Here is a 25993-nt window from a genome sequence, read left to right on the forward strand (position 1 = left end):
CGAGCGATCTCCCGAGCCGCAGGCATCTCCACGCCGCAGCCACCAATGCAACCGGCAGGCGCAGCGCCACAGGATCCTCGTGCCGCGCTGCCGCATGGGGTTGCGGCACAGGAGCCTCGTCACGCGCGATGCGTTACGAGGTCCGCCTATCGCCGTCGCTTTGGGCGGTCCTTTGCAGGCAATCCACCAGCGCCGGCAAGGCGGCGGAATGGTGGCGTGCGCGGTTCCAGATCGCCGAGACCTGGCGACGCACGGGCTGTCCGCCCAGCGTAACCCGCTTCGGCGGCGAGGAGCGCACGCCGCGCGCCGCCGATGACGACAGCATCGCGATGCCGTGCCCCGCCTCAACCATGGCGACGAGCGCATGCGGGCTGTCGCTCTCCAGGACGATGCGGGGGCGCACATTCGCATGCCGGCAGCTCTCGTCGACGAGATCCCGCGTCATGAAGCCTCGCCGCAGCAGCAGGACGGGCGCATCGGCCAGCGACTCGACCGGCAGCGCCTCTGCGGCGTGGCCGACATCGCCCGGAGGCAGATAGGCGAGGAGCTCGGCCACGAAGAGCGGCTGGGTGTGGAACGCGCCGACATCCTCGGGCGTGGCGATGGCGAGGTGGACGCCACCCCGTTCGACCAGTTCGATCAGGGAGCGGTTCGGCCCTTCCACGAGGGCGACCTCGACGCGGGGATGGCTCGCCCGAAACAGCGTCAGGGCCGGCGCGATCAGCGAGGCGATGGTCTGGGCCGTCGCTCCGATGCGGAGATGGCCGATCTGGCCGCGTGCCACCGCATCGGCCCGCAGCGAAAGAGCCGCCGCCCGTTCAAGCAGTTCAGCCGCACGCGGCAGCATCTCCTCGGCCTCGACGGTCAGCGCCAGGCGCTTGCCGATGCGCTCGAACAGCGCAAAGCCGAGCTCCTCCTCCAGTGCCTGAATCTGGCGGGACAGCGCGGACTGGCTGATGTTCAGCGCCTCGGCCGCACGCGAGAGGTTCATCACCTCGGCGACCGTCACGAAGAAATGCAGCTTCCGCAGGTCTCTCATGGCTTATGCATAGTTTGCATTTGGCGGCTTCTCAACTTTGCATTGGACATGATGTTCGGCGCATTGCGCAATGGCGGGACGCCGGAAAGGCGAGGGGAATTTCAAGCACAACCGATCGGGAGTTCGTCATGAGCAAGCGACTGGCCCTTCTGGGCGCCGCCTTTGTCCTCCTCGGGCAGCCTGCAGCGCAGGCGGCCTGGCCGGAAAAGCCGATTACGGTCACCGTCGGCTTCGGCGCCGGCGGCACCACGGACGTCGTCGCCCGGGCCGTCGCCGATCTGGTCTCCAAGAAGCTCGGCCAGCCGGTCGTCATCGAGAACCGCCCGGGCGCCGGCGGCGCGGTCGCCGCGACCGCCCTAACCAAGCAGCCGGCGGACGGCTACAATCTGGTGGCCACGACCTCGACCACGATCACGCTGGATCCGCAGGTCACCAAGCTCGGCTTCGGCCTCGACGATTTCACCTATGTCGCCGCCACCGGCGAGTTCCCGGAAGCCTTCATCGCCCTGCCCAAGAGCGGCTGGAAGACGCTGAAGGACGCGATCGAGGCGACGAAGGCGTCGGGCGGCAAGACGACCTATGCCTCCAGCACCTCGCTCGACCGCATGATCACCGCCGCGCTCGGCAAGAAGACCGGCGTGCAGTTCGTGCCCGTGCCGACGCGCAGCGGCGCCGAGGTGGTCACGCAGGTCATGGGCGGCCATACGCCGCTCGGCTACAGCTCCGGCGCCTATTATCCCCAGGCGAAGTCGGGGGAGGTTGCGGCTTTGGCGGTGCTCGGCGAGAAGCGTCTCAAGGGCCTTCCGGACGTCCCGACCCTGAAGGAGCTGGGCTACGGCCTCTCCAGCGTCAACCTGATCCTGTTCGTCGCGCCGAAGGGGTTGCCGGAGGAGGTCGCCAAGCCGCTCTATGCCGCATTTTCGGCCGCGGCCGCCGACCCCGCGATCACCGCGCTGATGGAGAATCGCAGCCTCAACGCCTTTGTCGCAACGGGCGACGACCTGGCCAAGACGATCGCCGGCCAGAGCGAAAGCTTCAGGCAACTGCTCGAAGCGTCGAAGTAAGGCACGCCGGACCCAGCTCCCAAGCCGGAGACACCGACCATGACACGCTCGCGGGCTTCGTTCCTGGCCGAGATGCTGCTGCTCGGCGCCATCTGCCTCGCCCTGTTGTTTTGGATCATTCCCGCGCAGACGAGTGAAGGCGGCTTCGGTCTCTCCCCGGCCTTTCTGCCCGATATCCTCGCGGCGGCGATCCTGCTGCTCGTGCTCGCCGACGGCGTGTCGCGCCTGAGGAACCATCGCGTGGAAGGCGCCTATCCCACCGGCGTCGGGGCTCTGGCCCGCGTGCTGGCGGTGGCGGGGTTCGGCGCGCTCGTGCTGACCTATGCCGGGGTTGCGGCCAGCGCGGCGGCGACCCCGGCCGCCGGGATGCTGGCGCTCGGCGAGCGGCGGCCGCTGCCCATCCTGGCGACAGCGGCGCTGCTGGGCGGCGTCTTCTGGCTCGTTTTCCGCTGAGGCCGCCATGTCCGACCTGCTTCTCGGCTTTGGCGACGCCCTCACGCCCGTCACGGTGCTGTTCGTGTTCCTGGGTGTATTGCTCGGCTACGTCATCGGCGTGCTGCCGGGGCTCAACCGCCCGGCCGCCCTCGCGATCGCGATCCCGCTCAGCTATTACATGACGCCGCTCAGCGCCGTCGCCTTCCTGATCGGCATCGCCAAAGCGAGTGGCGCCGGTGGAGCGACGACGGCCGTCCTGATCAATGTCCCGGGCGAGCCCAACGCGGCGGTGACCTGCCTCGACGGCTATCCCCTGGCGCGCAAGGGCAAGGCGCGCCAGGCTCTCCAGGCCGCGCTCTACGGCTCGGTGGTCGGGGATGTCGTCGGCACGATAGCGCTGATCCTGCTGGCGCGGCCGCTCGCCACCTTTGCGCTGAAGATCGGGCCGGTCGAGATGACCGCGCTGATGCTGCTGGCGCTGACCTTCATCGCCGCGCTGTCGGGTTCGTCGCTGCTGCGCGGGCTCGCCGCCGGCCTCTTCGGCATGCTCGTCGCGACCATCGGCCTCGATATCGAGAGCGGCACGCCGCGCCTGACCTTCGACCAGGTCGAGCTGCTCGACGGCGTGCCGCTGCTCGCCATCACGGTCGGCATGCTCGCCTTGTCCGAGATGGTGATCCAGGCCGAGGAGTTCTTTGCGCAGCGCGGAGAGGCGGCGGCTGCGCCGGTGCGCAGCGATGCGAGCGACGACCGCTTCGGCTGGCGCGAATTGCGCGACATCCTGCCGACCATTCTTCGCTCCAGCGTCATCGGCACGCTGATCGGGATCATCCCGGGCCTCGGTCCGAGCGTTGCCTCCTTCGCCTCCTACGGCTTCGCCAAGCGTTTCGCCCGGCCCGGCGAGCGCTATGGCGAGGGCGAGCTCAAGGGCGTGGCGGCGGCGGAGACGGCCGACAACGCGGTCGTGCCGGCAAGCTTCATTCCGCTGTTCGCCCTCGGCCTGCCGGGCAGCGTCTCGGCGGCGATCCTGATCGCGGCGCTCACCATTCACGGCGTCATTCCCGGCCCGCGCCTGTTCGAGGAGCACGGCCGGCTGATCTACGGCATCTATGGCACCATGATCGTGGCGGCGCTGCTGATGCTGGTGGTCGGCCGGGTCGGCCTTGTCGCCTTCGCCCAACTCACCCGCGTCCCGGCGACCGTGATCATTCCGACCGTGACCATGCTTTGCGTGGTCGGCGCCTATCTGGAAGCCCATTCGCTTTTCGCCGTGTGGGTGATGATTGGCTTTGCGGCGCTGGGTTACCTGATGCACCGCTTCGACTACTCGCGCGTGACCTTCCTGATCGGTTTCGTGATCGGTCCGCAATTCGAACTTTCGCTGCGCCAGACGCTGATCGTCACCGACCGCGATCCCGCGGCGCTGCTGACCCATCCGATCGCGCTCGCCATCCTCGCCGTCGCGGTGTTGGGCGCGCTGTTTTCCCTGCGCGGCGGCAGCCGCGCGCTTTCCTCCGGAGACGCAGCGTGAAGATCAACATCAATGCCGATATCGGTGAAGGATACGGCAAGTACAGCATCGGCAACGATACCGAGCTGATGCCCCTCATCGGCTCTGCCAACGTCGCTTGCGGCATGCATGCGGGCGACCCGACCATCATGGTGCGCACGGTCAAGCTCGCCCTCGACAACGGCGTCTCGATCGGCGCCCATCCCGGCTTCAACGACATCTGGGGCTTCGGACGCCGGCAGATCCGCATGCGGCCGATCGACCTGGAATATCTCGTCACCTACCAGATCGGCGCGCTGCAGGCGCTCGCCGCATCGAACGGCGCCCGCGTCACCCATGTGAAGCCGCATGGCGCGCTCAACAACATGGCCCATGACGATCTCGACTACGCGCTGGCGGTCGGTCGCGGCATCAGGGCCGCCGATCGCGAGCTGATCTATGTCGCCAATGCCGGCTCGCAGATGACCAGGGCGGCGGAGCAGCTCGGCCTGCGCGTCGCCAATGAAGCCTATGTCGACCGCATCTACGACGACAACGGCAAGATGGCCTCGCGCGAGCGCGACGATGCCGTCATTCACGATCCCGAGCAGGCGGCGCGGCAGGTGCTGGGGATCCTCGAGGATAAAGCGCTGATCAGCGGCTCCGGCAAGCGGATCCCGGCGGAGGTCCATACCTTCTGCATCCACGGGGACGAACCCACGGCCGTGCCCGTCATGCGCAAGGTGCGCGAGCGCCTCGCGGCCGCGGGCATTGAGGTCGTCGGATTGCCGGCGCTTTTCGGGCGGGACTCCGCATCGTCGATGCCGTAGCGCGAGAGACGGGCGGCATGTCTCGCGCCTGTCGGAGAAGCGGCACGATGCCGAGCACCGGGTCATCCACGACGCCACTGCCGCCGGCGATGTGAGCGGGGCGTCGGCGGCCATGCCTCGTCACCCCCGAAGCCGCCCGGAAGCCTGCTTGCGAAGGCTGACCTGAAGTCGGCGGCAATCCCGCCGATCTGCCGGGGTCGACGCGGACCGCCCGACGCTTGAGGAAGCGGATTGCGGCGGCCGGGGCTATCCAGCCGCGTTCAGAGGAAGGCCTTCCCGTCGTAGAATGCCTTCCTCCAGCGGGTAATGACCGGGTTCCGATAGACCCCGCCCGTGTAGAACGGGTCCGCCTTCACGAACTCTTCGGCCTCCGCCCTGCTGTCGATATCGAGGAGGATCAGTCCGCCGATCCCGACTTCGCCGGCATCGTCGAGCAACCCTCCGCTGGCGAGGACGCGGTGGAGGTTCCCGCGCATGTAGTCGAGATGCGCGTCGCGTAGCTCGAGGCGCAACTCCGCGGTTGCCGGCTCGTCCATCCAACTGATTGCGTACGGCATCGATGATCTCCGTTCCTGTCTGGTGCGGCGCTCAGGCTTCCGCGACGGCCTTCAGAACCGCACGGTAGGCAAACACGACCGCAGGGCCGAGCGTGATTCCGCCTCCCGGGTAGAAGCCGCGCATCGGGGAGGCCAGTTCGTTCCCGCAGGCGAACAATCCCGGGATGACCCCTCCTGAGGCATCGAGCACCTGCGCGTCGCCATTGGTCTTCAGCCCCACCGCGGTGCCGAGCGTCGCCGGCAGGATCGGGAGGGCGACGAAGGGCGCCTTCACGATCGGCGTCAGATTGGGGTTGGGACCCGCGGCCGGATCGCCCCAGACGCGATTGAACGATGTCGAGCCCTTGCCGAAATCGGTGTCCTTGCCCGTCCTGGCGAACATGTTGTGCCGCTCGACGGTCGTCGCGAGGGAAGCGGGATCGATCCCGATCCTTCGTGCCAGCTCCGGCAGGGTTCGGGCCGTGGTGATGTAGCCGTTCCGGACGAAGGGCGACAGGCTGGGCGACCAGGGCCAGGGCCGGATGGCGCCCAAGCCGTTCTTTCGGACGAAAGCGGCGTCACAGATGAAGTGGAAGGGCGCGTCATCGGCCGCGCCCAGCGCCGCCCGACGCTCGAACAGGGCGGCGACGATGTCGTGATACGAATTGGATTCGTTGACGAATCGGCGGCCCTCGGGGTCGACCGCGATGATTCCGGGGCGGCCCCGGTCGAGATAGCCGTAAATGACCGGGACGCTCTTCCCGTCGCGCTCCTTCAGCAAGGAGGAGGGGGTCCAGAGACAGGGACTGCTCAGCTCCGTGTCGACGGCCCCGCCGACGGCGCGCGCGGCACGCTGGCCATCGCCGGTGTTTGCCTCGAAGGCCATCGAATAGTCATGCGGAAAGGAGGCCGAGAACTCGCGGCGAAGTGCGGGGTCCTGCGGGAAGCCACCCGTCGCCAGCACGACGCCCAGCCGTGCCCGCACCCGAACGGCACGGCCCTGCCTTTCGACGATCGCTCCTTCCACGCGGTTGTCGGTGCGGATCAACTCCTTCAGCGGCGCATCGACCCAGATCTCGGCCTTGTGCATCCGGAGGCTGTGAAGCAGCCTCGCGACCAGGGCGTTGCCGTTGCTGACCTGAGCGCCCCGCCGATATTTGAGGCGATCGAGGCCGTGCCGAGCCAGGCGCCTCACGACGCGCCGGAAATTCGCCATGGAGGCGAAGGGCCTGACGAAGGCGGGTATCTCGTCCGGGCCCACCATCATGCCGCCGCAGACCATGAGCCTGTCCATGGGCGGGCGCACCAGCTCGAAATCCGGTCCGAGCTCAGTGCCGTCATAACGGCGCGCCATGATCGAGCGCCCCTTGTCGACGCCACCCGGGCTGTCGGGATGGTAGTCCGGCGACTGGATCAGGTCGAAGGCGACCGACGTGCCGTCCTCGATATCCTCGATGGCCGGGCCGGCGCTCTCCAGGAAAGCCTCGGCGAGATCCTCCCGATAATAGTTGCCGAGCTCGTGCCGAAGATAGGTGCGCGCGTTCTCGATCGGGTCGTCGATCCCCGCTTCCTTCGCCTGGCGGTTGCCCGGAATCCAGAGCACGCCGCCCGAGGTCGCCGTCGTGCCGCCGAGCAGGCTGGACTTCTCGCACAGGAGCACTTTCATGCCGCGCTTGGCCGCGAAGAGGCTCGCCGCCAATCCGCCGGCCCCGCTGCCGAAGACGAGGATGTCGACGACCTCTTCGGCAGCGATCTCGGCCTTCAGGGCGGCCGGCATCAGACCGGCCCTGCTTCCATCTGGGCGTAGGGCTCCGGCAGGAACTTGGTGCCGGACCAGCCCCCGTCCACGGGCATCACGATGCCCGATACGAAGCTCGCCGCATCGGAGGCGAGGAAGGCGCAGACTTCCGCGATCTCCTCGGGGCGGCCGGGGCGGCCCAGCGGGCAGTCCTCGATCATCGACCGGCGAAACCAGGGATTGGTCTCCAGCCGCTCGCGGACCAGCGGCGTCGCGATGAGCCCCGGCGAGACCGCGTTGACGCGAATGCCATCCCGACCGTACTCGGCCGCCAGTTGCCGCGTCAGCCCCGCCAGGCCCGCTTTCGTCGCGGCATAGGCGGAGGCGCGCGTCGTCCCCACCATCCCGAAGACCGATGCGATGTTGACGATGTTGCCGCCCTTGCCGCGCATCACGGCGATCGCCGACCGGCAAAGCGCGAAGGGCGCGGCGATGTTCACGCTGAGATAGCGCGCCAGATCCTCGTCGCTGGTGTCGAGCACCGGCCGGGAGTTGCCGATACCGGCGTTATTGACGAGGACATCCACGCGCCCGTGCTTTTCGATCGCGGCGGCGATGACGCGCTCGGAGGCTTCCGGCGTGGTGAGATCGAGCTGGAGAGCGTCGAAATTCTCCGCTCCGGCGAGACCCGCCGGGGCGGGGTTCAGGTCGACGCCGAGAACGATCGCCCCTTCGCGCAGAAACGTCGTCGCGATGGCGAGGCCGATCCCTGAGGAACTGCCGGTGATGATGGCGGTCTTGTTCTTCAACCGAAGCATAGCTGGATCCCTTCCGGCCCGAGAAGGCCGTAAAATTCCGGCGTCGCTCGCATCCGGGTTGTTTCGAGCGAAGCCGGGTTCGTCGTTTTCAGGTTGCGAGCCCGCCCAGGGAGCGCCCGCCGTCGACGAGAATCGTCTGGCCGGTGATGAATCCGGTCTTCGCCGAGGCGAGGAACGACACCATCGCCGCGATGTCCTCGGGGCGTCCCAGGCGGCCGACCGGTTGGGCCGTGGCGAGCTTGGCTCTGGCTTCGTCGCTCCAGGCGGCCAGGATCGGCGTGTCGATGACGCCCGGTGCGATGGCGTTGACGAGAATGCCGCGCGGAGCCAGTTCCAGCGCCAGCGCGCGGGTCAGCCCGACGACGGCGGCCTTCGACGAAACATAGTGAGCGTAGTCGACCGCGCCGAGATAGGCGCGGGAGGCGATGTTCACGATGCGCCCGCTCGCGGTCATCCGAGCAGCGGCGCCTCGGGCCAGGACGAACATTCCGATCACGTTGATGTCGAACATGCGCCGGAAGTCGTCGGTCGTCAGGTCGGCCGTCTTCTTGACCTCGAAGATCCCCGCATTGTTGACCAATGCATCGACGCGGGAACATCGATTCAAAAGCGCATCGCAGGCGCGCTCATCCCGAATGTCGAGTTCCTGCGCCTCGACCGAGGACCCGGCCTCTGCCAGCGCGGCTGCCGATGCCTCCACGGCTTGCCGATCGACATCGGTCATGACCACGTGAAAGCCGTCGGCGGCCAATCGCTCGGCCGTCGCAAGCCCGATGCCCCTGGCGGCGCCCGTGACAAGGGCGATGGGCATGTCAGTCTGCTGGCTCATTGTCTATGCCGCTCTCAATTCTGAAGGTTGGCGAAAAGCCGGAGCGAGGCGATCTCGCTCCGGCCATGCGCGTGTCGCGCTACAGGCCGAGCCGCCCGCCGGCGACGTCGAACACCGCGCCTGTGGTGAAGCTGCAGGCCGGCGTGGCGATCCAGGCCACGGTGGCGGCGACCTCCTCCGCTTTTCCGAGCCGCTTCATGGGGACGCGGTCGGCGGCCTTCCGGATGAACTCTTCCGACATCTGCAGCTTGAGATCCGTATCGATCAGCGCGGGAGCCACGCAGTTGACCGTGATGCCGTCGCCCACCAGCTCCTTGGACAGCCCGATGGAGAAGCCGATCACTCCGGCTTTCGACGCGCCATAGGCCGAGCCGTCGGTGAGGCCGCGAATCCCGGCGACCGAGGCGATGTTGATGATGCGTCCCGACTTCCGCTTTTTCATTCCGGGCACGAAGACCCTGCTGACCGCGTAGACGGCCGTGAGGTTGACCGCGATGACGCGGTCCCAGGCGCTGCGCTCGTAGTCCTGCAGGGGCACCGTCGGCCCCTGGATGCCAGCGTTGTTCACCAGGATATCCGGCGTGCCGATGAGAGCTGCTGTCCGGGCTTCAGCAGCCTCGATCGCTGCCTGGCTCGTGACGTCGACGGCGACGGCTTCCAGCCGGCCCGGCATCGTGGCGACGGCGGAGACGTCCTGGTCCCAGACGACGACGCGACATCCCAGCGCCATGAGCTCGCGCACGATGGCGCCGCCGATGCCTTTGGCGCCGCCGGTGACGACCGCCGTCTGATTGGACAGCGAATATTTCTCCGGCAACCATGGCGTTGCCGCTTCTTCAGAATGGGACATTTGATGTCTTCCCTGGGCTTCTTGATCGGTCGAACCGGAGAGGGCTGCGGCTAGCGTCCCCCATCGTCATAGCCCGGCCGCGGGACGTGGATCATCGAGGTATGCGAGAGCCCGCCATCGACCACCAGGTTGTGGCCGTTGACATACCGGGCAAAGCCGCTGGCGAGGAACATCACCGAATTGGCGACGTCGCGCGTCGACCCCAGGGAGCGAAGCGGCACGAGCTTGCTGCGCTGCTCGGTCACGCCCGGAACCGCATAGAACGCGGTGTTGAGCGGGGTCGGGATGAAGCCGGGGCTGACGGCATTGACCGTCACGCCGGACGGCCCCCACTCCAGGGCGAGTTGCTGCGTCAGCATGACGACCGCCGCCTTGCTCACGCTGTAGGAGCCGCAATAGGGATGGGGCTCGGTGGCTGCGATCGACGCCACGTTGACGACCGTTCCCGAGCGACGCTGCCGCATGCGCTCCCCGAAGCGCTGCGCGCACAGCAGGTACCCCTTCACATTGACGGCGATCGTCTGGTCCCAGGTTTCCGGAGCGACCGACTCCAGCGGGCCGAACCGCAGGATTCCGGCGTTGTTGACGAGGATGTCGCAGTCCCCGAAGGCCGTTTTCGTCCGCTCCACGGCTCGGTCGATCGAGGCGGCGTCGGTGACGTCAGCGACGGTCGAGATCGCGGTTCCGCCGAGGTCGAGGATCATCTTCTCGGTCGCCTCCGCTCCCTCGCGGCTGTGATCGAGAACGACGACTTTCGCGCCCGAGGCTGCGAAAGATACCGCGATCTCCTGCCCGATGCCTCCGCCAGCTCCCGTGACCACGCAGGTCTTGCCCGAGAAATCCAGCCACGCCTCGCGTTGAGCACTCATCAGTCGTTTCCTAGCTTCGTTTCCGGTGACGGGTCGGCTGCGAAGCGGCCCGCCTCTCGCGCCCCGCCGGTGACAACAGGGCCGTGGCCGAACGTTTGCTCGTTCGAACATTATTTTGAGGACGATATCGAATACTTTTATCTCCGGCCGGTCCTGCGTGCCGCCGCGTTGACAGCCTCTCGGAGGTGTGCGACCATATTCTCGTTATATGCGAAGTTTGATCGCACAAGAAAACGCTCTGCACAAGAGGGAGGAAGCACGAAATGGCCGAAGCCGCACACGCAGCCGACGGCTGACGGGAATCAAAAATCCTTTCTCGATCATTGCGATAGCTCGAAAGAGGCGTCGCCGCCCTGCGCTCGATTCCCGGTGGGTTTCGGGTGTGGTGAGGTGAGGCGGCTGGCGGCTTGCGGCGACAATCGAGATTTGGCGGAGCGAATGCGATCGCCGTGGGCCGAATTGGCTTGCGGAGCGGTTTTCGCTTGCGCGTTGCCTCTCAAGAACAATTTAAATACGATCTCTAGGGAGTATTCGATGAAGAAATATCTTGTTTCGACCGCCGTTGCTGCGCTGTGCGTCTTCGGCAGCGCGGCGGCGCGGGCCGAGCCTCTCAAGATCGCGGTGATCGAGGCTTTCTCCGGGCCGAATGCGCAGACCGCGATCCCCTTCGTCGAAGGCGTCCGCTACGCCATCGGCAAGCTGAACAAGGAAGGCGGCTTCAACGGCGAGCCGATCGTCGTGACCGAGTACGACAGCCTCAATCAGACGGCGGGCGCCGCCGAGAAGCTGAAGGCCGCGATCGCGGACGGCGCGCGCATCATCATCCAGTCGACCAACTCGGCGATCACCGCTCAGATCTCGGAAGACGTGCGCAAATACAACCTGCGCAACAAGGGCAAGGAGATCCTCTTCATGATGGAGGGATCCGAGGCCGCCGAGTTCACGGCCGAAAAATGCCAGTTCTGGGCATTCAAGACCGCCAGCAACCCCTTCATCCGGATCAAGGCGCTCGTCTCCGCGATGAAGGATACCGGCAAGCTCGGCAGCAAGGTCTACAGCATCAACCAGAATTACTCGTATGGCGTCGACCACGAGAAGGCGCAGGCGCTCTATGCGAAGGAGGCCGGAGCGCAGATCGTCGGCTCGACGTTGCACGACACCGCCAAAATCCAGGATTTCTCGCCTTATGTCGCGCAGATCAAGGCTTCCGGCGCGGATACGATTCTGAGCGGGAACTGGGGCAATGACATCATCCTGTTCATGCGCGCGCTGGGCGATGCGGGCCTCAAGGTCAATGTCGGCAACACCAGCCTCGACACGACCGGCGCGCTGAGCGCGATGGGGCCCTCGGCCCTGGGTGCCGTGCTGGTGAAGCTCTATAACCTCGAAGCGGGCGGCAAGGCCGGCGAAACCTTCGCCGAAGACTTCAAGGCCGTGATCGGGCACTACCCCTACAACGAGGAGCCGACGACCGCTTTCGGGACCCTGCTTCTGGGCGAGGCCCTGAAGAAGGTCAGCCAGCCCGGCGGAAAGGTCGACATCAAGGCCGTCGCGCTCGCCCTCGAGAATGTCAGCTACGACAGCCCGGCCGGCCGCTGGTCGTTCCGGAAGGAAGACCATCAACTGCTTCTCCCGGTGGCCGTTTCCGAGGTCTCGAAGGAGGCGCGCTACAAGGTCGACGGGACCGATATGGGCTTCAAGCTCCTGAAGATCGTCTCGCCCGAGGACAGCGCGGTGCCCGTCGATCCGAAGTGCAAGATGGATCGCCCATCGTAACACGCTCACGCTGAAGGCGCGTTGGATGCCGGCTTCCAATCCCGGGAAGCCGGCATCCTCGACAAGGGTATCCCGGCATGGAATTCATCGTCATTTCGGCGCTCAACGGCCTCGTCTACGGCCTGCTGCTGTTCATGGTTTCGGCAGGGCTGACGCTCATCTTCGGCATGATGGGGATCGTCAACTTCGCGCACGCGTCGTTCTACATGCTCGGGGCCTATCTCTCCTTCACCATTGCCCGGATCTCGAACTTCTGGCTGGCCTTGCTGATCGCGCCCCTGATCGTGATGGCGGCGGGCATGTTCATCGAACGTTTCATGCTGAGACGCGTCCACGGTTTCGGGCATTCGCAGCAGCTCCTCCTCACCTTCGGCATCGCCTTCGTCTTCGAGGAGCTGGTCAAGCTCTTCTGGGGCAATTTTCCCGTTGCCTATCGCCCTCCGCCGCTGCTGAGTGGACCGGCTTTCTCGCTGTTCGGCACAAACTTCCCATCCTATCGGGTCTTCGTCGCGGCGGTGGCGATCGTGCTGCTGGGGCTCCTTTATCTGCTGCTCCAGAAGACGCGCATCGGCATCATCGTCCGCGCCTCCGTCCAGCGCCCGGGCATGGTTTCCGCTCTCGGCCATAACGTTCCGCTGGTCTTCCTCGGCGTCTTCGGCGTTGGCGCATGGATGGCCGGCCTTGCGGGGGCCGTGGGCGGCGCATTGCTGACGACGAGCCCGACGATGTCAGGGGAGATGAGCGTCATCGCCTTCGTCGTGGTGGTGGTCGGCGGCCTGGGCTCGCTCCTCGGCGCCTTCATCGCCTCGTTGCTGATCGGCCTCCTCACCTCGTTCTCCGTCGGGTTCCAGGTTTCGCTCGCGGATGTCGCGCAGCTCTTCGGCTATGGCGAGCAGGCCAGGCAGATCGGCGGGCTTCTCACCCTGGAAATCTCTTCGATGTCGGCCTCGCTTCCCGCGCTGCTGATGCTCGTCGTGCTGCTGACCCGGCCCGCAGGCCTGATGGGCGACAGGAACTAGAACATGATGCGGATCGGACTACTGGCCTCGATCGTTGCCTTGCTTCTCGGCGCTCCCCTGGTGCTGAGCGGACACGTCGTCGGCGTGCTGACCACGGCGCTGATCGCCGTCCTGTTCGCGATGGCCTTCAACCTGCTGAGCGGCCGCGCCGGCATGCTCTCCTTCGGCCACGCCGCCTATTTCGCCATCGGCGGCTTTGCCGTCATCCATGCCATGCAAGCGGTCGAGAAGGGCCTTCTGTGGCTTCCGACGCCGCTTCTGCCGCTGGTCGGCGGCGTCGCCGGCCTGATCGGCGGATTATGCGCGGGCTACTTCGCCACGCTGAGGAGCGGCGTCTATTTCTCGATGGTGACGCTCGCCCTGGCTGAGCTCCTCCATGCGATCGCGCCCAATCTGGGCAGCATCTTCGGCGGCGAGGTCGGGCTGACCACGATGAGGATGCCCTGGACATCCTTCGATTACGGCAACGAGGTGCATGTCTACTACACGGTCGTCGCCTGGGTCGTGCTCTGCATCGGCCTGCTCTACGCCTATAACCAGACGCTGTTCGGCCGCCTGACGGTCGGGGTGAGGGAGGCCGAGCGCCGGGTCTCCTTCCTCGGCTACAATCTCCATCACACCAAGATCATCGTGTTCGGCGTGTCGGCCATGTTCTCCGGCATCGCCGGCGGCCTTCTGGCGTTCACGACCGAGAGCATCAACTACTCGATCCTGGGCATGGGCATGTCCGCCTCTGTCGTCCTGCACACCTTCGTCGGCGGCTCGGGCGTGTTTTTCGGCCCGGCGGTGGGTGCCTTCGTGTTCGCGCTGTTCGGCAGCCTCGTCTCCGACATGACGAAGAACTGGCTGCTCTATCAGGGGATCCTTTTCGTCGGCATCATGATGTTCATGGGCGACGGCCTGGCCATGCTCTGGCTGAGGATCGTGAACGAGTTCAAGGAGCGTAACTGGAGCGCATTGAAGCTCCGGGCCCTTCTGCTTCCGCCGGGCTTGCTCGTCGCGGCGGGGGTTGTCACGCTTCTCGAATTGACCTCCCGCATCCTCGATCAGCAGTACGCGGCGATCGTCAGCCGGACGAAGGCCTGGCCGCCCGTGTCTCTGTACGGCTTCAACTGGAATCCCACCGCCCTGGCGACCTGGCTCGTCCCGATCCTGGCGATCGGCGCGGGCGCCGGCCTTGTCTTCCTGGCGATATCGCGTGCGGGCCGCGAGGCAGCTCCGAGGGCAGCCCTTGCCGGGGAGCACGCCCGATGACCAAAGACATCATCCAACTGACCGATCTCAGGAAGCGCTTTGGAGAGAGCGAGATCATCCGGGGTGTCGATCTCGGCGTGAAGCGGGGTGAGCGCCACGCCCTGATCGGCCCCAACGGCGCCGGAAAGTCGACGCTCTTCCATTTGATCTCCGGTCTCTACAAGCCCTCGAGCGGCGATATCCGCTTGAACGGAGACTCCATCGCCGGGCTCGCCCCGCACCTGATCACGCGCCGCGGATTGTCGCGATCCTTCCAGATCACCACGATCTTTCCGCGCCTCAGCGTCTACGAGAATCTCCGGATCGCGGCGATGGCCAGGCATGGGCGGCGCTATGCCCTGTTCTCGCTCGCCTCGAAGGCGACCGTGATCAATCGCGACACCGACGAATTGCTGGAGCTGGTTCGCCTCACCCAGGCGCGGGACAAGTTCGCGGGCGATCTGACCTATTCCGAACAGCGCGCCCTCGAGATCGGGATGGCGATCGGTCCGGGCGCCGACGTGATCCTTCTGGACGAGCCGATGGCCGGCATGTCGCGGGAGGAAACGCATTACATGCTCAATCTGATTCGAGACATCACGCAGGGGAAAACGCTTCTCGTCGTCGAGCACGACATGGAAGTGGTCTTCTCCCTCTGCGACCGGATATCGGTGCTCGTCTATGGCGAGGTCATCGCCTCGGGCACGCCGGAAGAGATCCGGTCCAACGGCCGGGTGCAGGAAGCCTATCTCGGCGAGGTGCCCGCATGACCCTGCTGTCCGTCACCAACCTGCACAGCCATTACGGCAAGAGCCATATCCTGCACGGGATGAGCTTTTCCTTGGCGGCCGGTGAGATGATCGCTCTGCTCGGCCGCAACGGATCGGGGCGGTCGACGGCCATGAAGGCCATCATGGGGCTGGTCGCCCCGACGCGCGGCTCGATCAAGCTGGACACGAAGGAGCTCGCGGGGCTGCCCTCCTACAAGATCAATCGCGCCGGCATCGCCTATGTCCCGGAAGAGCGGCTGGCGTTCAGCAATCTCACGGTCGAGGAGAACCTGCATATCGGTGTCGCCGCGCCGCGGCCCAACGCCAAGGCGTGGAGCCTGGAGGAGATGTATGGCTTCTTCCCGCGCCTCAAGGAGCGCCGCAACGTCAAGGCGGGGTCGATCTCCGGCGGCGAGCAGCAGATGCTGACTCTCTGCCGCTCGCTTCTGGGCCAGCCGAGCGTCATCCTGATCGACGAGCCGACGGAGGGGCTTGCCCCCAAGATCGTCGACCACCTCGCCGATGTGATGCGCGACATCAACAGGCAGGGGGTGGCGTCGATTCTGGTCGAGCAGAAGATGACGATCGCCCTCAAGCTCTGCAGCCGATGCCTGATCATGGGCCATGGCGCCATCGTCTTCGAAGGCACGCCGGAGGAGCTGATCGCGACGCCGTCGGTGCGTCGCGAATGGCTCGAAGTCGCGTAGGGACCGGATAATCGCCCTTCGGCGGAGCGGCAGGGTTTCGCGCGATGAGGACGCGTCACGTCAAAGCACGAGAGCGTTGTTCGGGGTCTCGAACGATGCGGAAATGCTCTCGCCGCAGGAGCGGTCATCGATGGCATCGAAATATTTCATCTACCTGACGGGAGGCGATCGCGGACGAAAGGCGGATTTCCAGGCGCAGTACCTGCGGGCCGCGCGCGAAATAGCGGCCGCTGCCCCTCGAGATGGGCAATTGATCGTCAATCTGGTCGAGGAAACACCCGCAGCGGTTCCGTTTCGTCCGGTGAACGCTCACGCGGAGGCGGTCGAGCCGGTCTGCGATGTCATCGTCGAAATCTCTGTTCCGGCCGACGAGGCCGAGCCTGTTCTCGCAAGTCTCGCCTCCTGCGTCGGCGACATTGCGGCGACCGAGATCTATCAGGTCGAGGAGATCGTACAGCTCGACCGGCAGGTCACGGTGCCCGGGGAGCGGTCCCCCGGCATGAAGTATATCGGCCGGCTGAGCTTCCATCAGGACCTGCCCGCATCCGCGGCCCGGCGCAGTTGGGATATCCATGTTCCGCTTGCCCTGCGCGTCCATGTGGGCATGGACAAGTACGTCAGAAACTGGATTGTCGATGCTTCACGGGGACGCCCTGCAGGCGGGATCGCCGAGCTGAGCTTCCCGACGCTCGACGATATGCTGACACGATATTTCGACAGCGATCGCGGAAAGGAGGAGATCATGCACGACATATCTCACTTCATCGCGTACGGGGTGCGTTTCTTTGCGAGCGAATTCATTCTCAGAAGATAATCGGCATGGATTTTTACTGATCTCCTGATCGCTCCATTTTTCAAGATTACATATCAAGACCGAAATTCACGCCATCATATCACGAACCGAGAGAGTGCCGATGCCTCCTGCTAAGTCGCAGAACGAAACCTCTGTACTTAAGCGTGTCGCTGAGATCCTGAATCTTTTCTCGGAAAGCTCGCCGACCATCTCGCTCGCAGATGTCGAAGCCGTGTTGCAGGTCAGCCAGGCCACCGCCTACCGGTACCTGCACGACCTGCATGAGATCGGCTTGCTCTCGCGGATTTCCGGGCGCTATGCGCCCGGGCCGACGGTGATGGAGCTCGAGTTCATCCTCGCGAACTTCGATCCGATCCTGCTCGCGGCGAAGGAGGTGATGGAGGAGATTTCGACGACGCTTGGCGTCCATACCTTCCTGTGCCGGATGTATCAGGACCGCGCGGTCAACGTCTATTCGACGCGGCCCGAGAACTCCTCCGAAATGCCGCTCAGGCCCGGAAGGCGCCTTCCCGTCTTCAGGGGAGCCCAGGCGCGCATCATCCTCGCCCACCTCGATCGTCGGCGCCAGCGGCGCATCTTCGAGCGCGCCGAAGGCGATGCGGGCCGAGACGCGATCGGTGCGGATTGGGCATCGTTCAGCACCGCGCTTCAGAAGAATCGCAGGGACGGATACTATCTTTCCCGCGGCGAGATTTCCGAAGGACTCGTGGGCGTCGCGACGCCCGTGTTCGACGAGAACAACGAGATCATGGGCGCGATCTCGCTGTCCTATCCGACGCTGAGCCCTCCGCCTGTCACGGAAGCCCAGCTCATCAAGCTCGCCAAGAAGGCGGCCAAGGACATCACGCTTCGCGTTGCCGAGCTCGCCGACGGCAAGAAGAACCTCGACGCGGCTGAATGAAGGGCCAAGCGAGCGCCGGCGGCTTGCGCCGTTGCGCTTCCTGCGAGCTGCCGGGCGCAGGCGGAAGCCAGGGGACCCGATTGCACCATCCGCCCCATCGGTTCGGCCCCGACCGGATCGTCCGCCATCCGGTGCTTCTCGAGGTCGGCATGGTCGGCGCGCTGCTCCTGATCAACGTCCTGCTCGGCATCGTCCAGGAGGGGCGCGCTGACCGCGGTCAATAGACGATCGTCGTCGCCATCGTCGCCTATGCCCATGCCATCGGCATGACGGTGGCGGATCATGCGCCGATATCGCCGAACGGGACGCTCTTCGGCCGTCCGGGCCTGAGCCGCGTCATGGCAGCCGTCCCGGGGGCGCCCTGCGGCGACAAGGCGCCGGCCGTTCCGCCGTTGCGTGCGCCAAGCCCATTTGATCCGAGCCGCGTCGGTGCTATCGAAGCGTCGGAGGTCGATGCCTTGAGCCATCGCAGCGGAGCACGGGTGAGAAGCTGGGTCGCGATTTTCGCGGCCTATCTGCTCGTGGTCCAGGCCCTTCTCGCCGGATTCGCGGCCGGGGCCCATGCCAACGCGCTCTCGTTCGACCGCACGCTGGCGCTGGCGCATTGCGCGCCGGACGATACCGCTCCCTCCGGCGGCGACCACGACAAGTCGCAGAATCATGCCGGCATGGGCTGCTGCACGGCCGGCTGCCCGATGCTCGTCGGGGCCGATCCGGGCCAGCCGGGATCGCAGCTCCTGGTGCATCGGCCGGTCGATCTGGTCGCCTTCGCCCGCCGGCTTGACCGGCCCGTCGGATTCCTCTCCGACCATTCTCCCGGCAATCCGCGCGCACCGCCCGCCCGCGCCTGAACCGCCGTCCGGCGCCACGGCTCCGCGACGGCCGCCTTCAGCCTGCCGCCGGTGTCGTGACGCGCTGCCTGCCCGGTCCGACGCCGTGACGGCGCGGAATCCGGTGCCATGCCATCCCATCTCCTGGCTCGCCTCGCGGGCTGCTTCGCGACCGGCGCGCTCGCCGTCCCGCTGAAGGTCGCCGGGCTCCGGCCCGGCTGAAGGGCTGAAGCATGAGCGTGCCTTTCACGCTCGCCCGCTTTCGACTTTCCCCATCCGGCGGGCCGCGCGCCCGCCGCAACCCGGCCGCCGAAACGGCCGCCCTCAACCAAGGACCAACGCCATGAAGCATCTTCTCGCCCTCGCGGGCCTTCTCGCCGCCGGGCCGGCTTTCGCCCATGTCACGCTCGAAACCCAGTCCGCCCCCGTCGGTTCGACCTACAAGGCGGTGCTGCGCGTGCCCCATGGCTGCAAGGGTGCCGCCACGACGAAGATCCGCGTGCGGATCCCGGAAGGCGTCATCGCCGTGAAGCCGATGCCGAAATCCGGCTGGACCCTCGAGACCGTCAAGGGCAAGTACGACAAGTCCTACGACTATTACGGCACGCCGACCTCCGAGGGCGTGAAGGAAGTCGTCTGGAGCGGCGGCAGGCTGCTCGACGAGCACTATGACGAGTTCGTGCTGCGCGGCTACCTGACCAGGGACCTCAAGGCCGACACCACGCTCTATGTGCCGGTCGTGCAGGAATGCGAGGGCGGCGCGGTCGAACGCTGGATCGAGATCCCCGCCGCCGGCAAGGTCGCCGACGACTACAAGTTCCCGGCTCCCGGCGTGAAGCTCACTCCCGCCAAGTGACTCCGCCAAGTGCCCCCCTGAAATGACCCCATCGCGGCGGAGCGCGTCCTGCGCTCCGCCGCAAGGACAAGCCATGCCCTCCTGGTTCCGCCGCCCCATCCTGTCCCTGCTCGTGCTGCTGGCTTGCCTCGGCATGCCGACCCTGGCCCTGGCGCATGCGGCCCTGAACAGCGCCGCGCCCGCCGATGGCAGCGTCCTGGCCGCGGCCCCCGGGCGGATCGAGCTCGTTTTCAGCGAGCCGGTCTCCCCGCTCGCGCTGCGGCTGGTCGGGCCGGACGGCGCGGCGCGCACGCTCGACCGTTTCGTCCTGAAGGACAGCACGCTCGTGATCTCGCCTCCGGCCGGCCTGGCGAACGGCACCTACACGCTGAGCTGGCGGGTCGTCTCGGAGGACGGCCATCCCGTCGGCGGGGCCCTGGTGTTCTCGATCGGCGCGCCCGGCGGCCGCGCGCCCGCGACCGACGAGCCGATCGACCGGAGCGTGCGGCTGCTGGTCTGGCTCAGCCGCCTCGGGCTCTATCTCGGATTGTTCCTGGGCTGCGGCGCCGCGGCCAGCCGGGCCTGGCTCGGCCCGCTCACGGCCGGAGCCGGGCGGTTCGCGACCGCGATGGCCGTGCTCGGCCTCGCCAGCCTGCCCGTCGCCCTGGGCGCGCAGGGCCTCGATGCCCTCGGGGCTTCCGTCGGGGCCTTCGCCCAGCCGGCCGTCTGGAAGGCCGCCGCCGCGACCAGCTATGTCTGGACGGTCGTCCTCGCCGCGGCGGCCCTGGCCGCCGCTCTGGCCGGCCGTTGGTTGCCGGGGAAGGCCGCGGCAGGCGCCGGGGCCGCCTCCGTGCTGCTCGCCGGCCTCGCCCTCGCCAGCAGCGGCCATGCCAGCGCGGCCCAGCCGCAATGGCTGATGCGCCCGGCCGTGTTCCTGCACGGGAGCATGATCGCCGCCTGGGCGGGCGCGCTGGTCCCGCTCGCTTTCGCCTTGCGCGGGCAGGCCGGCGGCGGCGCGCTGCGGCGCTTCTCCGGCGGCATCGCGCCGGTGGTCGCCCTGTTGCTGCTCAGCGGCACGGTCCTCGCCTTGGTGCAGGTCGGGACGCCCGCGGCCCTGCTGGCCACGGCCTATGGCCGCGTCCTGCTGGCGAAGCTGTTCCTGGTCGCGCTCGCATTCCTGCTGGCCGGGTTCAACCGCTGGCGCCTGACGCAGCGCGCCGAGGCGGGCGACCGGCCGGCCGCGCGCCTGATGCGGCAGGTGATCGCCGTCGAGCTTGCCGTGCTGGTCGCGGTCTTCGGCACCGCCGCGCTCTGGCGCTTCACGCCGCCGCCGCGGGCGATCGCCGCGGCGCAGGCGCAGCCGGCCTCGGTCCATATCCACACCTTGCAGGCGATGGCGGACGTCACCGTCTCGCCCGGCCGCGCCGGCCCGGTTGCGGTCGACGTCGTTTTGATGGACGGCGCGTTCGGCCCGCTGCCGGCCAGGGAGCTCGGCATCAGCTTCAGCAATCCGGCGGCGGGCATCGAGCCGATCGAGCGGCGGGCGCAGCGGGGAGCGGACGGAGTCTGGCGGGTCGACGACCTGACCCTGCCGGTGCCCGGCCGCTGGGAGGTCGAGCTCGAAATCCTGATCTCCGATTTCGAGATGCGCCGGATCAGGGACAGCGTCGTGATCCGGCCCTGAGGCCCGAGGGCGTATCCGAAACCGCGCCGCGTGAAATCGGTTGCCGTGCGGACGGGCATCGCTTCATCTCTCTCCGGCCTGCCCACGCGCCTAGAGTTTAGAGTATCGGGCTGAATATCGTTTTCAGCCGATACTCCGGTTCTTTGATCTTGCGTCGGCTTTTCCCGAAAACCGCGCTCCGCTTCTCGGGCCGGTGCTGTTAGGAAAGAACGACATCCATGATTCTGGTTTGCGGCGAAGCGCTCGTCGACCTGTTCGTCGCCGCGCCGGAGGACGGGGAGATGCCGGCGCGGATCGTGGCGGGCGGCTCGCCCTTCAATCTCGCGATCGGCCTGGCGCGTCTCGGCGTGCCGGCGGGGTTCCTCGGCGGGCTGTCGCGCGACCGCTTCGGCGCCTTCCTGGCGCAGCGGCTGGCCGAGGAGGGCGTCGACGGGCGCTTCCTGGTCCGCAGCGACCGGCCGACCACCATCTCCGCCGTGGTCACGGCGGCAGACGGGCAGCCGCGCTATTCCTTCCACGGCGAGGGCGCCGCCGATCGCTGGCTCGCGCCCGCCGACCTGCCTGCGGCGCTGCCGGCGGAGGTCGAGGCGCTGGCCTTCGGTTCCTATACGATGGCGGTCGAGCCCGTCGGCTCGGCGCTGGCCGCTCTCGCCGCCCGCGAGGCCGGCCGGCGCGTCATCAGCGTCGACCCCAATCTGCGGCCGATGGCGGTCGGCGACATGACCCGCTGGGCCGAGGCGGCGGAGCGCTTCTACCGGGTGGCGACCATCGTCAAGGCGAGCGACGAGGACGTCCGGATCGCCTGGGACGGCCGGCTCTCGCCCGGCGAGGCCGCGGCCTATTGGCTGGAACGCGGCGCCAGCCTGGTGGCGATCACCGAGGGCGCGCGCGGAGCGACGGGATTCTGCCGGGCCGGACAGGTCTCCGTGCCCGGCCATGCGGTGGCGGTCGCCGATACCGTCGCCGCCGGCGACAGCTTCCACGCCGCGCTCCTGGCGCGGCTTTCCGGGACGGGACGGCTGAACCCGGCGGCCATCGCCGCGCTCGACCGGCCGGCGCTGGCGGATCTGCTCGCCCACGCCGCCGCCGCGGCGGCGGTCACGGTCACACGGCGAGGCGCCGACCTGCCGCGCGAGGAGGACGTCCGGGCGGCTCTCGGCGCGGGTCCGGCGGCTGAGCCGGACGGGTTACCGCCCGCAGGCTCGTGAGCCGCGACATCGCGCCGCAGGCGCTGCCGCCTCGCCGGGTTTCGCGGCGCTTGGCGGGCATAAGCGCAGATATTATATAGATGCTTATGACCAGCAAGCCTAAGATGCCGCCGCCGACCGTGGGGTTCCTGCTCCATGACGTGGCGCGCCTTCTCCGCAAGCGCTTCGAGCAGCATGCGCGCGATTTCGGGCTGACGCGCTCGCAATGGCAGGTCCTCGCCTATCTCGACCGCAATGCCGGCATCCAGCAGGGCATGCTGGCCGAGCTGATGGAGGTCGAGCCGATCACCGTCGGCCGCATCCTTGACAAGCTCGAGAGCTGCGGGCTGGCGGAGCGCCGGCCGCATGCCACCGACAGGCGGGTCTGGCAGCTCTATCTGACCGACAGGGCCGGGCCGAAGCTCGAGGAGATGCGGGCGCTCGGCGAGCTGACCCGGGCGGAGGCGTTCGGCGACATTCCCGCCGCCGAGCGGGCGCAACTGCTCGGAACGCTGGAACGGATGAAAGCGAATCTCACGGCCGCCTGCCAGACGCCGGCGACTGAAAGGCAGGCCCGAAATGGATGATTCAGCACGAAAGGCCGAAGCGGCGGTCGCGCCCGCCGGGCGGGACGCGGCCGCGCCCGGCGCCGCCGGCAATGTGACGGAGATCAGGCGGCTCGAGCCGAGGACCGCCCCGCCGGCCGAGACCGTCGCCAAGGACACCGCGGAGACGCAGCCGGCGCCGCCGCCGCAGGCCGTTTCGGCGCCGCCCCCGCGCCGGCGCAACCGCACCCGCCGCGTGCTCTTCGCGCTCCTGCCGCTCGCGCTGCTCGCCGGGGGCTATTACTACGTCGTCGGCGGGCAGGTGATGTCGACCGACAACGCCTATGTCCAAGCCGATATCGTCGGCATCTCGACCGATGTCGCCGGGATCGTCGGCGAGATCGACGTGCGCGACAACCAGGCGGTGAAGGCCGGCGACGTGCTGTTCCGGCTCGACGACAAGCCGTTTCGCTTCGCCCTGGAGCGGGCCGACGCGCAGGTCGGCGTGGTCCGCAACGATCTGGAGGCGCTGAAGGCCAGCTACAAGGGCATGCAGAGCCAGATCGAGCAGGCCCATACCGACATCGCCTTCTACGAGACCGCCTTCAAGCGCCAGCAGGATTTGGCCACCAAGTCGGTCGCGTCACAGGCCACCTACGACCAGGCCAAGCACGATCTCGACGGCGCCCGGCTGAAGCTCGCCCAGCTCGAGAACCAGCTCGCCGGCATCGCCGCCAACCTCAACGGCACGCCCGACGCGCCGGTGGAGGAGCATCCCCGCTACAAGGACGCCGTGGCGGCGCGGGCCGAGGCGCAGCGCCAGCTCGACCACACCACGGTGCGCGCGCCGATGAACGGCGTCGTCACCAATGTGCCGTCCCTGCAGAAGGGGCAGTATCTCGCCGAGGCGACGACCGCCTTCAGCCTGGTCTCGACCGAGCATGTCTGGATCCAGGCCAATCCGAAGGAGACCGAGCTGACCTGGGTGAAGCCGGGCCAGGCGGCCGAGGTCTATGTCGACACCTATCCGGGCGCGGTCTGGAAGGGCACGGTCGACAGCATCAGCCCGGCCTCGGCGGCGAGCTTCTCGCTGCTGCCGGCGCAGAACACCAGCGGCAACTGGGTCAAGGTGGTGCAGCGCATCGCGATGCGGGTGAAGATCGAGACGCCAGCCGACGAGCCGCAACTGCGTGCCGGCATGAGCGTGACGCTCGATGTCGACACAGGCCATGCCCGCGGCCTGCCCGGCTTCGTCACCGACGCCTTCGGCAAGAGCAAGAACAGCAAGTAAGCGAGGCCAGCCATGGCGAGCGCCACCGTCGCGGCCGGGACCACGCCCGTCGCCAATCGCGGCGCCATCACCGCCTGCGTGATCCTCTCCGTCATCATGCAGGCGCTGGACACCACCATCGCCAATGTCGCGCTGCCCTATATCCAGGGCAGCGTCTCCGCGAGCGCCGACCAGATCAACTGGGTCCTGACCTCCTACATCGTCGCGGCGGCGATCATGACACCGCCCTCGGGCTTCCTGGCGGCGCGCTTCGGCCGCAAGCGCGTGCTCTCCGTCGCGATCATCGGCTTCGTGGCCGCCTCGATCCTGTGCGGCGCGGCGCAGTCGCTGCCGCAGATCGTCGGGTTCCGCCTGTTGCAGGGCTTCTTCGGCGCCGCGCTCGTGCCGCTGTCGCAGAGCATCCTGCTCGACATCTACACGCCGGAGGAGCGGGGCTCGGCGATGGCGCTGTTCGGCGTCTCGGTGATGGTCGGGCCCGTGCTCGGGCCCGTGCTCGGCGGCTGGCTGACCGAGAACATCTCCTGGCGCTGGGTGTTCTACATCAACCTGCCGCTCGGCCTCCTGGCACTGGCCGGCGTCTCGATCTTCGTCACCGAGACGAAATCGAGCGCGCTCGCCAAGCTGGACTGGATCGGCTTCGGCGCGCTCAGCCTGGCGATCGCGGCGCTCCAGCTCTTCCTCGACCGCGGCGCGCAGCTCGACTGGTTCGATTCCCTCGAGATCATCGTCGAGGCGACGGTCTGCGTCGCGGCGCTCTACATCCTGGTCGTGCACACCTTCACGGCGCGGAACTCCTTCATCAAGCCGCGCATGTTCCTCGACCGGAACTTCAATGTCGGCCTGATCTTCATCTTCATCGTCGGCATCTGCTACCTGGCCTCGCTCGCCCTGCTGACGCCCTTCCTGCAGACGCTGCTGGGCTATCCGGTGGTGACGGCGGGCATCGTCATGGGGCCGCGGGGGCTGGGCACCATGGCCTGCATGTTCGTGGTCGGGCGGCTGATCGGCAAGGTCGACACCCGCCTGCTGCTCGGGCTCGGCTTCCTCGTCAGCGCCTGGGCGATGTACGACATGGCCGGCTGGACGCCGGACGTGTCGCAGCAGCGGATCATGCTGACCGGCTTCGTCCAGGGCGGCGGGCTCGGCCTGCTCTTCGTGCCGCTGACGACGGTCACCTTCGCGACGCTGCCGGCCGAATATCGCGGCGACGGCACCGGCCTCTACAATCTCTCGCGCAATATCGGCTCGAGCGTCGGCATCTCGCTGGTGAGCTATCTGCTGACCCGCAACGTGCAGGTGAACCATGCCGAGATCGCGAATTACGTGACGCCGTTCAACCGGATCTTCGAGACGCCGGCGATCAAGCATGCCTGGGATCCGACCACGCTGGCGGGGAGGGCGGCGCTCGACGAGGTCATCACCCGGCAGGCGACGATCATCGCCTATGTCGACGACTTCAAGCTGCTGATGCTGCTGTGCCTGGCGGCGCTGCCCTTCCTGGCGCTGCTGCGCACGCCGCGCCAGCAGGCGGCCGGCGCCGACGATCACGCGATGGTGATGGAATAGCGCCGCCGCAGCGGCATGATCCGGCCCCGCGGCCGCCCGGCCGGGTCCGGTTTCCGCCGATTCGGCTCTCGCCTTGGACCGGTTGCGGGAGTAACCTCTTTACGTTTCGCTAACGCTGAGAGTTGGTTCCCATGCGATCGATGCGTGTCCGGCCACGGACTGCGACGCCGATCCGGATGCCTTCCGCACGGTTCGTTCCGGCGCCGGCCAACGACAACCACGCTCCGGCGGGAGGGACGGTTCTGGGCCGTCTCGCCGGCCTCTGGCCGTCTGCGGCCGCGTTTCTGACGCGGCTTCGCCTAGCCGCCGGCGCGCTGGCCCGGACCTTCGGCGCGGTC

At 67.3% G+C, this 25993-nt stretch carries 26 protein-coding genes; 19 read left to right on the forward strand and 7 right to left on the reverse strand.

Going from position 1 to position 25993, the window contains the following annotated elements:
- Window positions 1-133 precede the first annotated feature (133 nt).
- Window positions 134-1039, reverse strand: a complete 906-nt coding sequence (locus ACWH43_RS06090; protein WP_158446472.1) for a LysR family transcriptional regulator — start codon at window positions 1037-1039, stop codon at window positions 134-136.
- A gap of 128 nt (window positions 1040-1167) precedes the next feature.
- Here ACWH43_RS06090 and ACWH43_RS06095 point away from each other — a divergent pair, with 128 nt between their 5' ends.
- The 4 genes from ACWH43_RS06095 to ACWH43_RS06110 are packed head-to-tail and all read left to right on the forward strand — an operon-like array spanning window position 1168 to window position 4857.
- Complete coding sequence (locus tag ACWH43_RS06095; RefSeq protein ID WP_260347597.1) at window positions 1168-2103, forward strand: Bug family tripartite tricarboxylate transporter substrate binding protein; 936 nt, start codon at window positions 1168-1170, stop codon at window positions 2101-2103.
- A gap of 39 nt (window positions 2104-2142) precedes the next feature.
- Window positions 2143-2556 (forward strand): hypothetical protein, encoded by a 414-nt coding sequence (locus tag ACWH43_RS06100; RefSeq protein WP_158446474.1) that lies wholly within the window; start codon window positions 2143-2145, stop codon window positions 2554-2556.
- Window positions 2557-2563: 7 nt separating this feature from the next.
- Entirely contained in the window at window positions 2564-4069 is a 1506-nt protein-coding gene (locus tag ACWH43_RS06105; protein WP_158446475.1) for a tripartite tricarboxylate transporter permease, read from the forward strand.
- Window positions 4066-4857 carry a LamB/YcsF family protein gene (locus ACWH43_RS06110; RefSeq protein WP_158446476.1) on the forward strand — a complete coding sequence of 264 codons (792 nt, stop codon included), beginning with the start codon at window positions 4066-4068 and terminating at the stop codon, window positions 4855-4857. The genes ACWH43_RS06105 and ACWH43_RS06110 overlap by 4 nt, the downstream gene beginning before the upstream one ends.
- Window positions 4858-5117: 260 nt before the next feature.
- Here the strand turns inward: ACWH43_RS06110 and ACWH43_RS06115 are convergent, their stop codons facing one another.
- From ACWH43_RS06115 to ACWH43_RS06140, 6 genes are all read right to left on the reverse strand, one after another.
- Window positions 5118-5414: a YciI family protein gene (locus ACWH43_RS06115; protein ID WP_158446477.1), complete on the reverse strand. Its 297-nt coding sequence runs from the start codon at window positions 5412-5414 to the stop codon at window positions 5118-5120.
- Window positions 5415-5445: 31 nt separating this feature from the next.
- Complete coding sequence (locus ACWH43_RS06120) at window positions 5446-7170, reverse strand: FAD-dependent oxidoreductase (RefSeq protein ID WP_158446478.1); 1725 nt, start codon at window positions 7168-7170, stop codon at window positions 5446-5448.
- Window positions 7170-7949, reverse strand: a complete 780-nt coding sequence (locus tag ACWH43_RS06125; RefSeq protein WP_158446479.1) for an SDR family NAD(P)-dependent oxidoreductase — start codon at window positions 7947-7949, stop codon at window positions 7170-7172. Before ACWH43_RS06125 ends, ACWH43_RS06120 begins: the two co-directional genes overlap by 1 nt.
- A gap of 88 nt (window positions 7950-8037) precedes the next feature.
- Window positions 8038-8778: an SDR family NAD(P)-dependent oxidoreductase gene (locus tag ACWH43_RS06130; RefSeq protein ID WP_158446480.1), complete on the reverse strand. Its 741-nt coding sequence runs from the start codon at window positions 8776-8778 to the stop codon at window positions 8038-8040.
- Between the two features lie 79 nt (window positions 8779-8857).
- Window positions 8858-9628, reverse strand: coding sequence for an SDR family NAD(P)-dependent oxidoreductase (locus ACWH43_RS06135; RefSeq protein WP_158446481.1), 771 nt, complete (start codon window positions 9626-9628; stop codon window positions 8858-8860).
- Window positions 9629-9678: 50 nt separating this feature from the next.
- Window positions 9679-10497 (reverse strand): SDR family NAD(P)-dependent oxidoreductase, encoded by an 819-nt coding sequence (locus ACWH43_RS06140; protein WP_158446482.1) that lies wholly within the window; start codon window positions 10495-10497, stop codon window positions 9679-9681.
- 69 nt (window positions 10498-10566) lie between these two features.
- On the opposite strand from ACWH43_RS06140, the gene ACWH43_RS06145 reads away from it, so the two are divergent.
- From ACWH43_RS06145 to ACWH43_RS06215, 15 genes are all read left to right on the forward strand, one after another.
- Window positions 10567-12273, forward strand: coding sequence for an ABC transporter substrate-binding protein (locus ACWH43_RS06145; protein WP_260347599.1), 1707 nt, complete (start codon window positions 10567-10569; stop codon window positions 12271-12273).
- Window positions 12274-12350: 77 nt separating this feature from the next.
- Window positions 12351-13292: a branched-chain amino acid ABC transporter permease gene (locus ACWH43_RS06150; RefSeq protein WP_158446483.1), complete on the forward strand. Its 942-nt coding sequence runs from the start codon at window positions 12351-12353 to the stop codon at window positions 13290-13292.
- Window positions 13293-13295: 3 nt separating this feature from the next.
- Window positions 13296-14546: a branched-chain amino acid ABC transporter permease gene (locus ACWH43_RS06155; protein WP_158446484.1), complete on the forward strand. Its 1251-nt coding sequence runs from the start codon at window positions 13296-13298 to the stop codon at window positions 14544-14546.
- Complete coding sequence (locus ACWH43_RS06160; protein WP_158446485.1) at window positions 14543-15295, forward strand: ABC transporter ATP-binding protein; 753 nt, start codon at window positions 14543-14545, stop codon at window positions 15293-15295. The genes ACWH43_RS06155 and ACWH43_RS06160 overlap by 4 nt, the downstream gene beginning before the upstream one ends.
- Window positions 15292-16002 (forward strand): ABC transporter ATP-binding protein, encoded by a 711-nt coding sequence (locus tag ACWH43_RS06165; protein ID WP_158446486.1) that lies wholly within the window; start codon window positions 15292-15294, stop codon window positions 16000-16002. Before ACWH43_RS06160 ends, ACWH43_RS06165 begins: the two co-directional genes overlap by 4 nt.
- 130 nt (window positions 16003-16132) lie before the next feature.
- Window positions 16133-16816, forward strand: coding sequence for a hypothetical protein (locus ACWH43_RS06170; RefSeq protein WP_158446487.1), 684 nt, complete (start codon window positions 16133-16135; stop codon window positions 16814-16816).
- A 100-nt stretch (window positions 16817-16916) separates the two neighbouring features.
- Complete coding sequence (locus ACWH43_RS06175; RefSeq protein WP_158446488.1) at window positions 16917-17717, forward strand: IclR family transcriptional regulator; 801 nt, start codon at window positions 16917-16919, stop codon at window positions 17715-17717.
- An 80-nt stretch (window positions 17718-17797) separates the two neighbouring features.
- A complete protein-coding gene (locus tag ACWH43_RS06180; protein WP_260347600.1) occupies window positions 17798-17941 on the forward strand; it encodes a hypothetical protein in 144 nt (47 codons plus the stop codon).
- A 234-nt stretch (window positions 17942-18175) separates the two neighbouring features.
- Entirely contained in the window at window positions 18176-18568 is a 393-nt protein-coding gene (locus tag ACWH43_RS06185; RefSeq protein ID WP_158446489.1) for a hypothetical protein, read from the forward strand.
- Window positions 18569-18890: 322 nt separating this feature from the next.
- On the forward strand, window positions 18891-19403 hold the full coding sequence (locus ACWH43_RS06190; protein WP_158446490.1) for a YcnI family copper-binding membrane protein: 513 nt from the start codon (window positions 18891-18893) through the stop codon (window positions 19401-19403).
- A 73-nt stretch (window positions 19404-19476) separates the two neighbouring features.
- Window positions 19477-21066 (forward strand): copper resistance CopC/CopD family protein, encoded by a 1590-nt coding sequence (locus ACWH43_RS06195; RefSeq protein WP_158446491.1) that lies wholly within the window; start codon window positions 19477-19479, stop codon window positions 21064-21066.
- 218 nt (window positions 21067-21284) lie between these two features.
- Window positions 21285-22274 (forward strand): PfkB family carbohydrate kinase, encoded by a 990-nt coding sequence (locus ACWH43_RS06200; RefSeq protein ID WP_158448267.1) that lies wholly within the window; start codon window positions 21285-21287, stop codon window positions 22272-22274.
- An 86-nt stretch (window positions 22275-22360) separates the two neighbouring features.
- Window positions 22361-22840 (forward strand): MarR family winged helix-turn-helix transcriptional regulator, encoded by a 480-nt coding sequence (locus ACWH43_RS06205; RefSeq protein WP_260347601.1) that lies wholly within the window; start codon window positions 22361-22363, stop codon window positions 22838-22840.
- Window positions 22833-24089, forward strand: coding sequence for an HlyD family secretion protein (locus ACWH43_RS06210; RefSeq protein ID WP_158444892.1), 1257 nt, complete (start codon window positions 22833-22835; stop codon window positions 24087-24089). The genes ACWH43_RS06205 and ACWH43_RS06210 overlap by 8 nt, the downstream gene beginning before the upstream one ends.
- 12 nt (window positions 24090-24101) lie before the next feature.
- Window positions 24102-25655, forward strand: a complete 1554-nt coding sequence (locus ACWH43_RS06215; protein WP_158444893.1) for a DHA2 family efflux MFS transporter permease subunit — start codon at window positions 24102-24104, stop codon at window positions 25653-25655.
- Window positions 25656-25993 lie beyond the last annotated feature (338 nt).

The sequence above is a fragment of the Allobosea minatitlanensis genome (genome assembly GCF_964020775.1).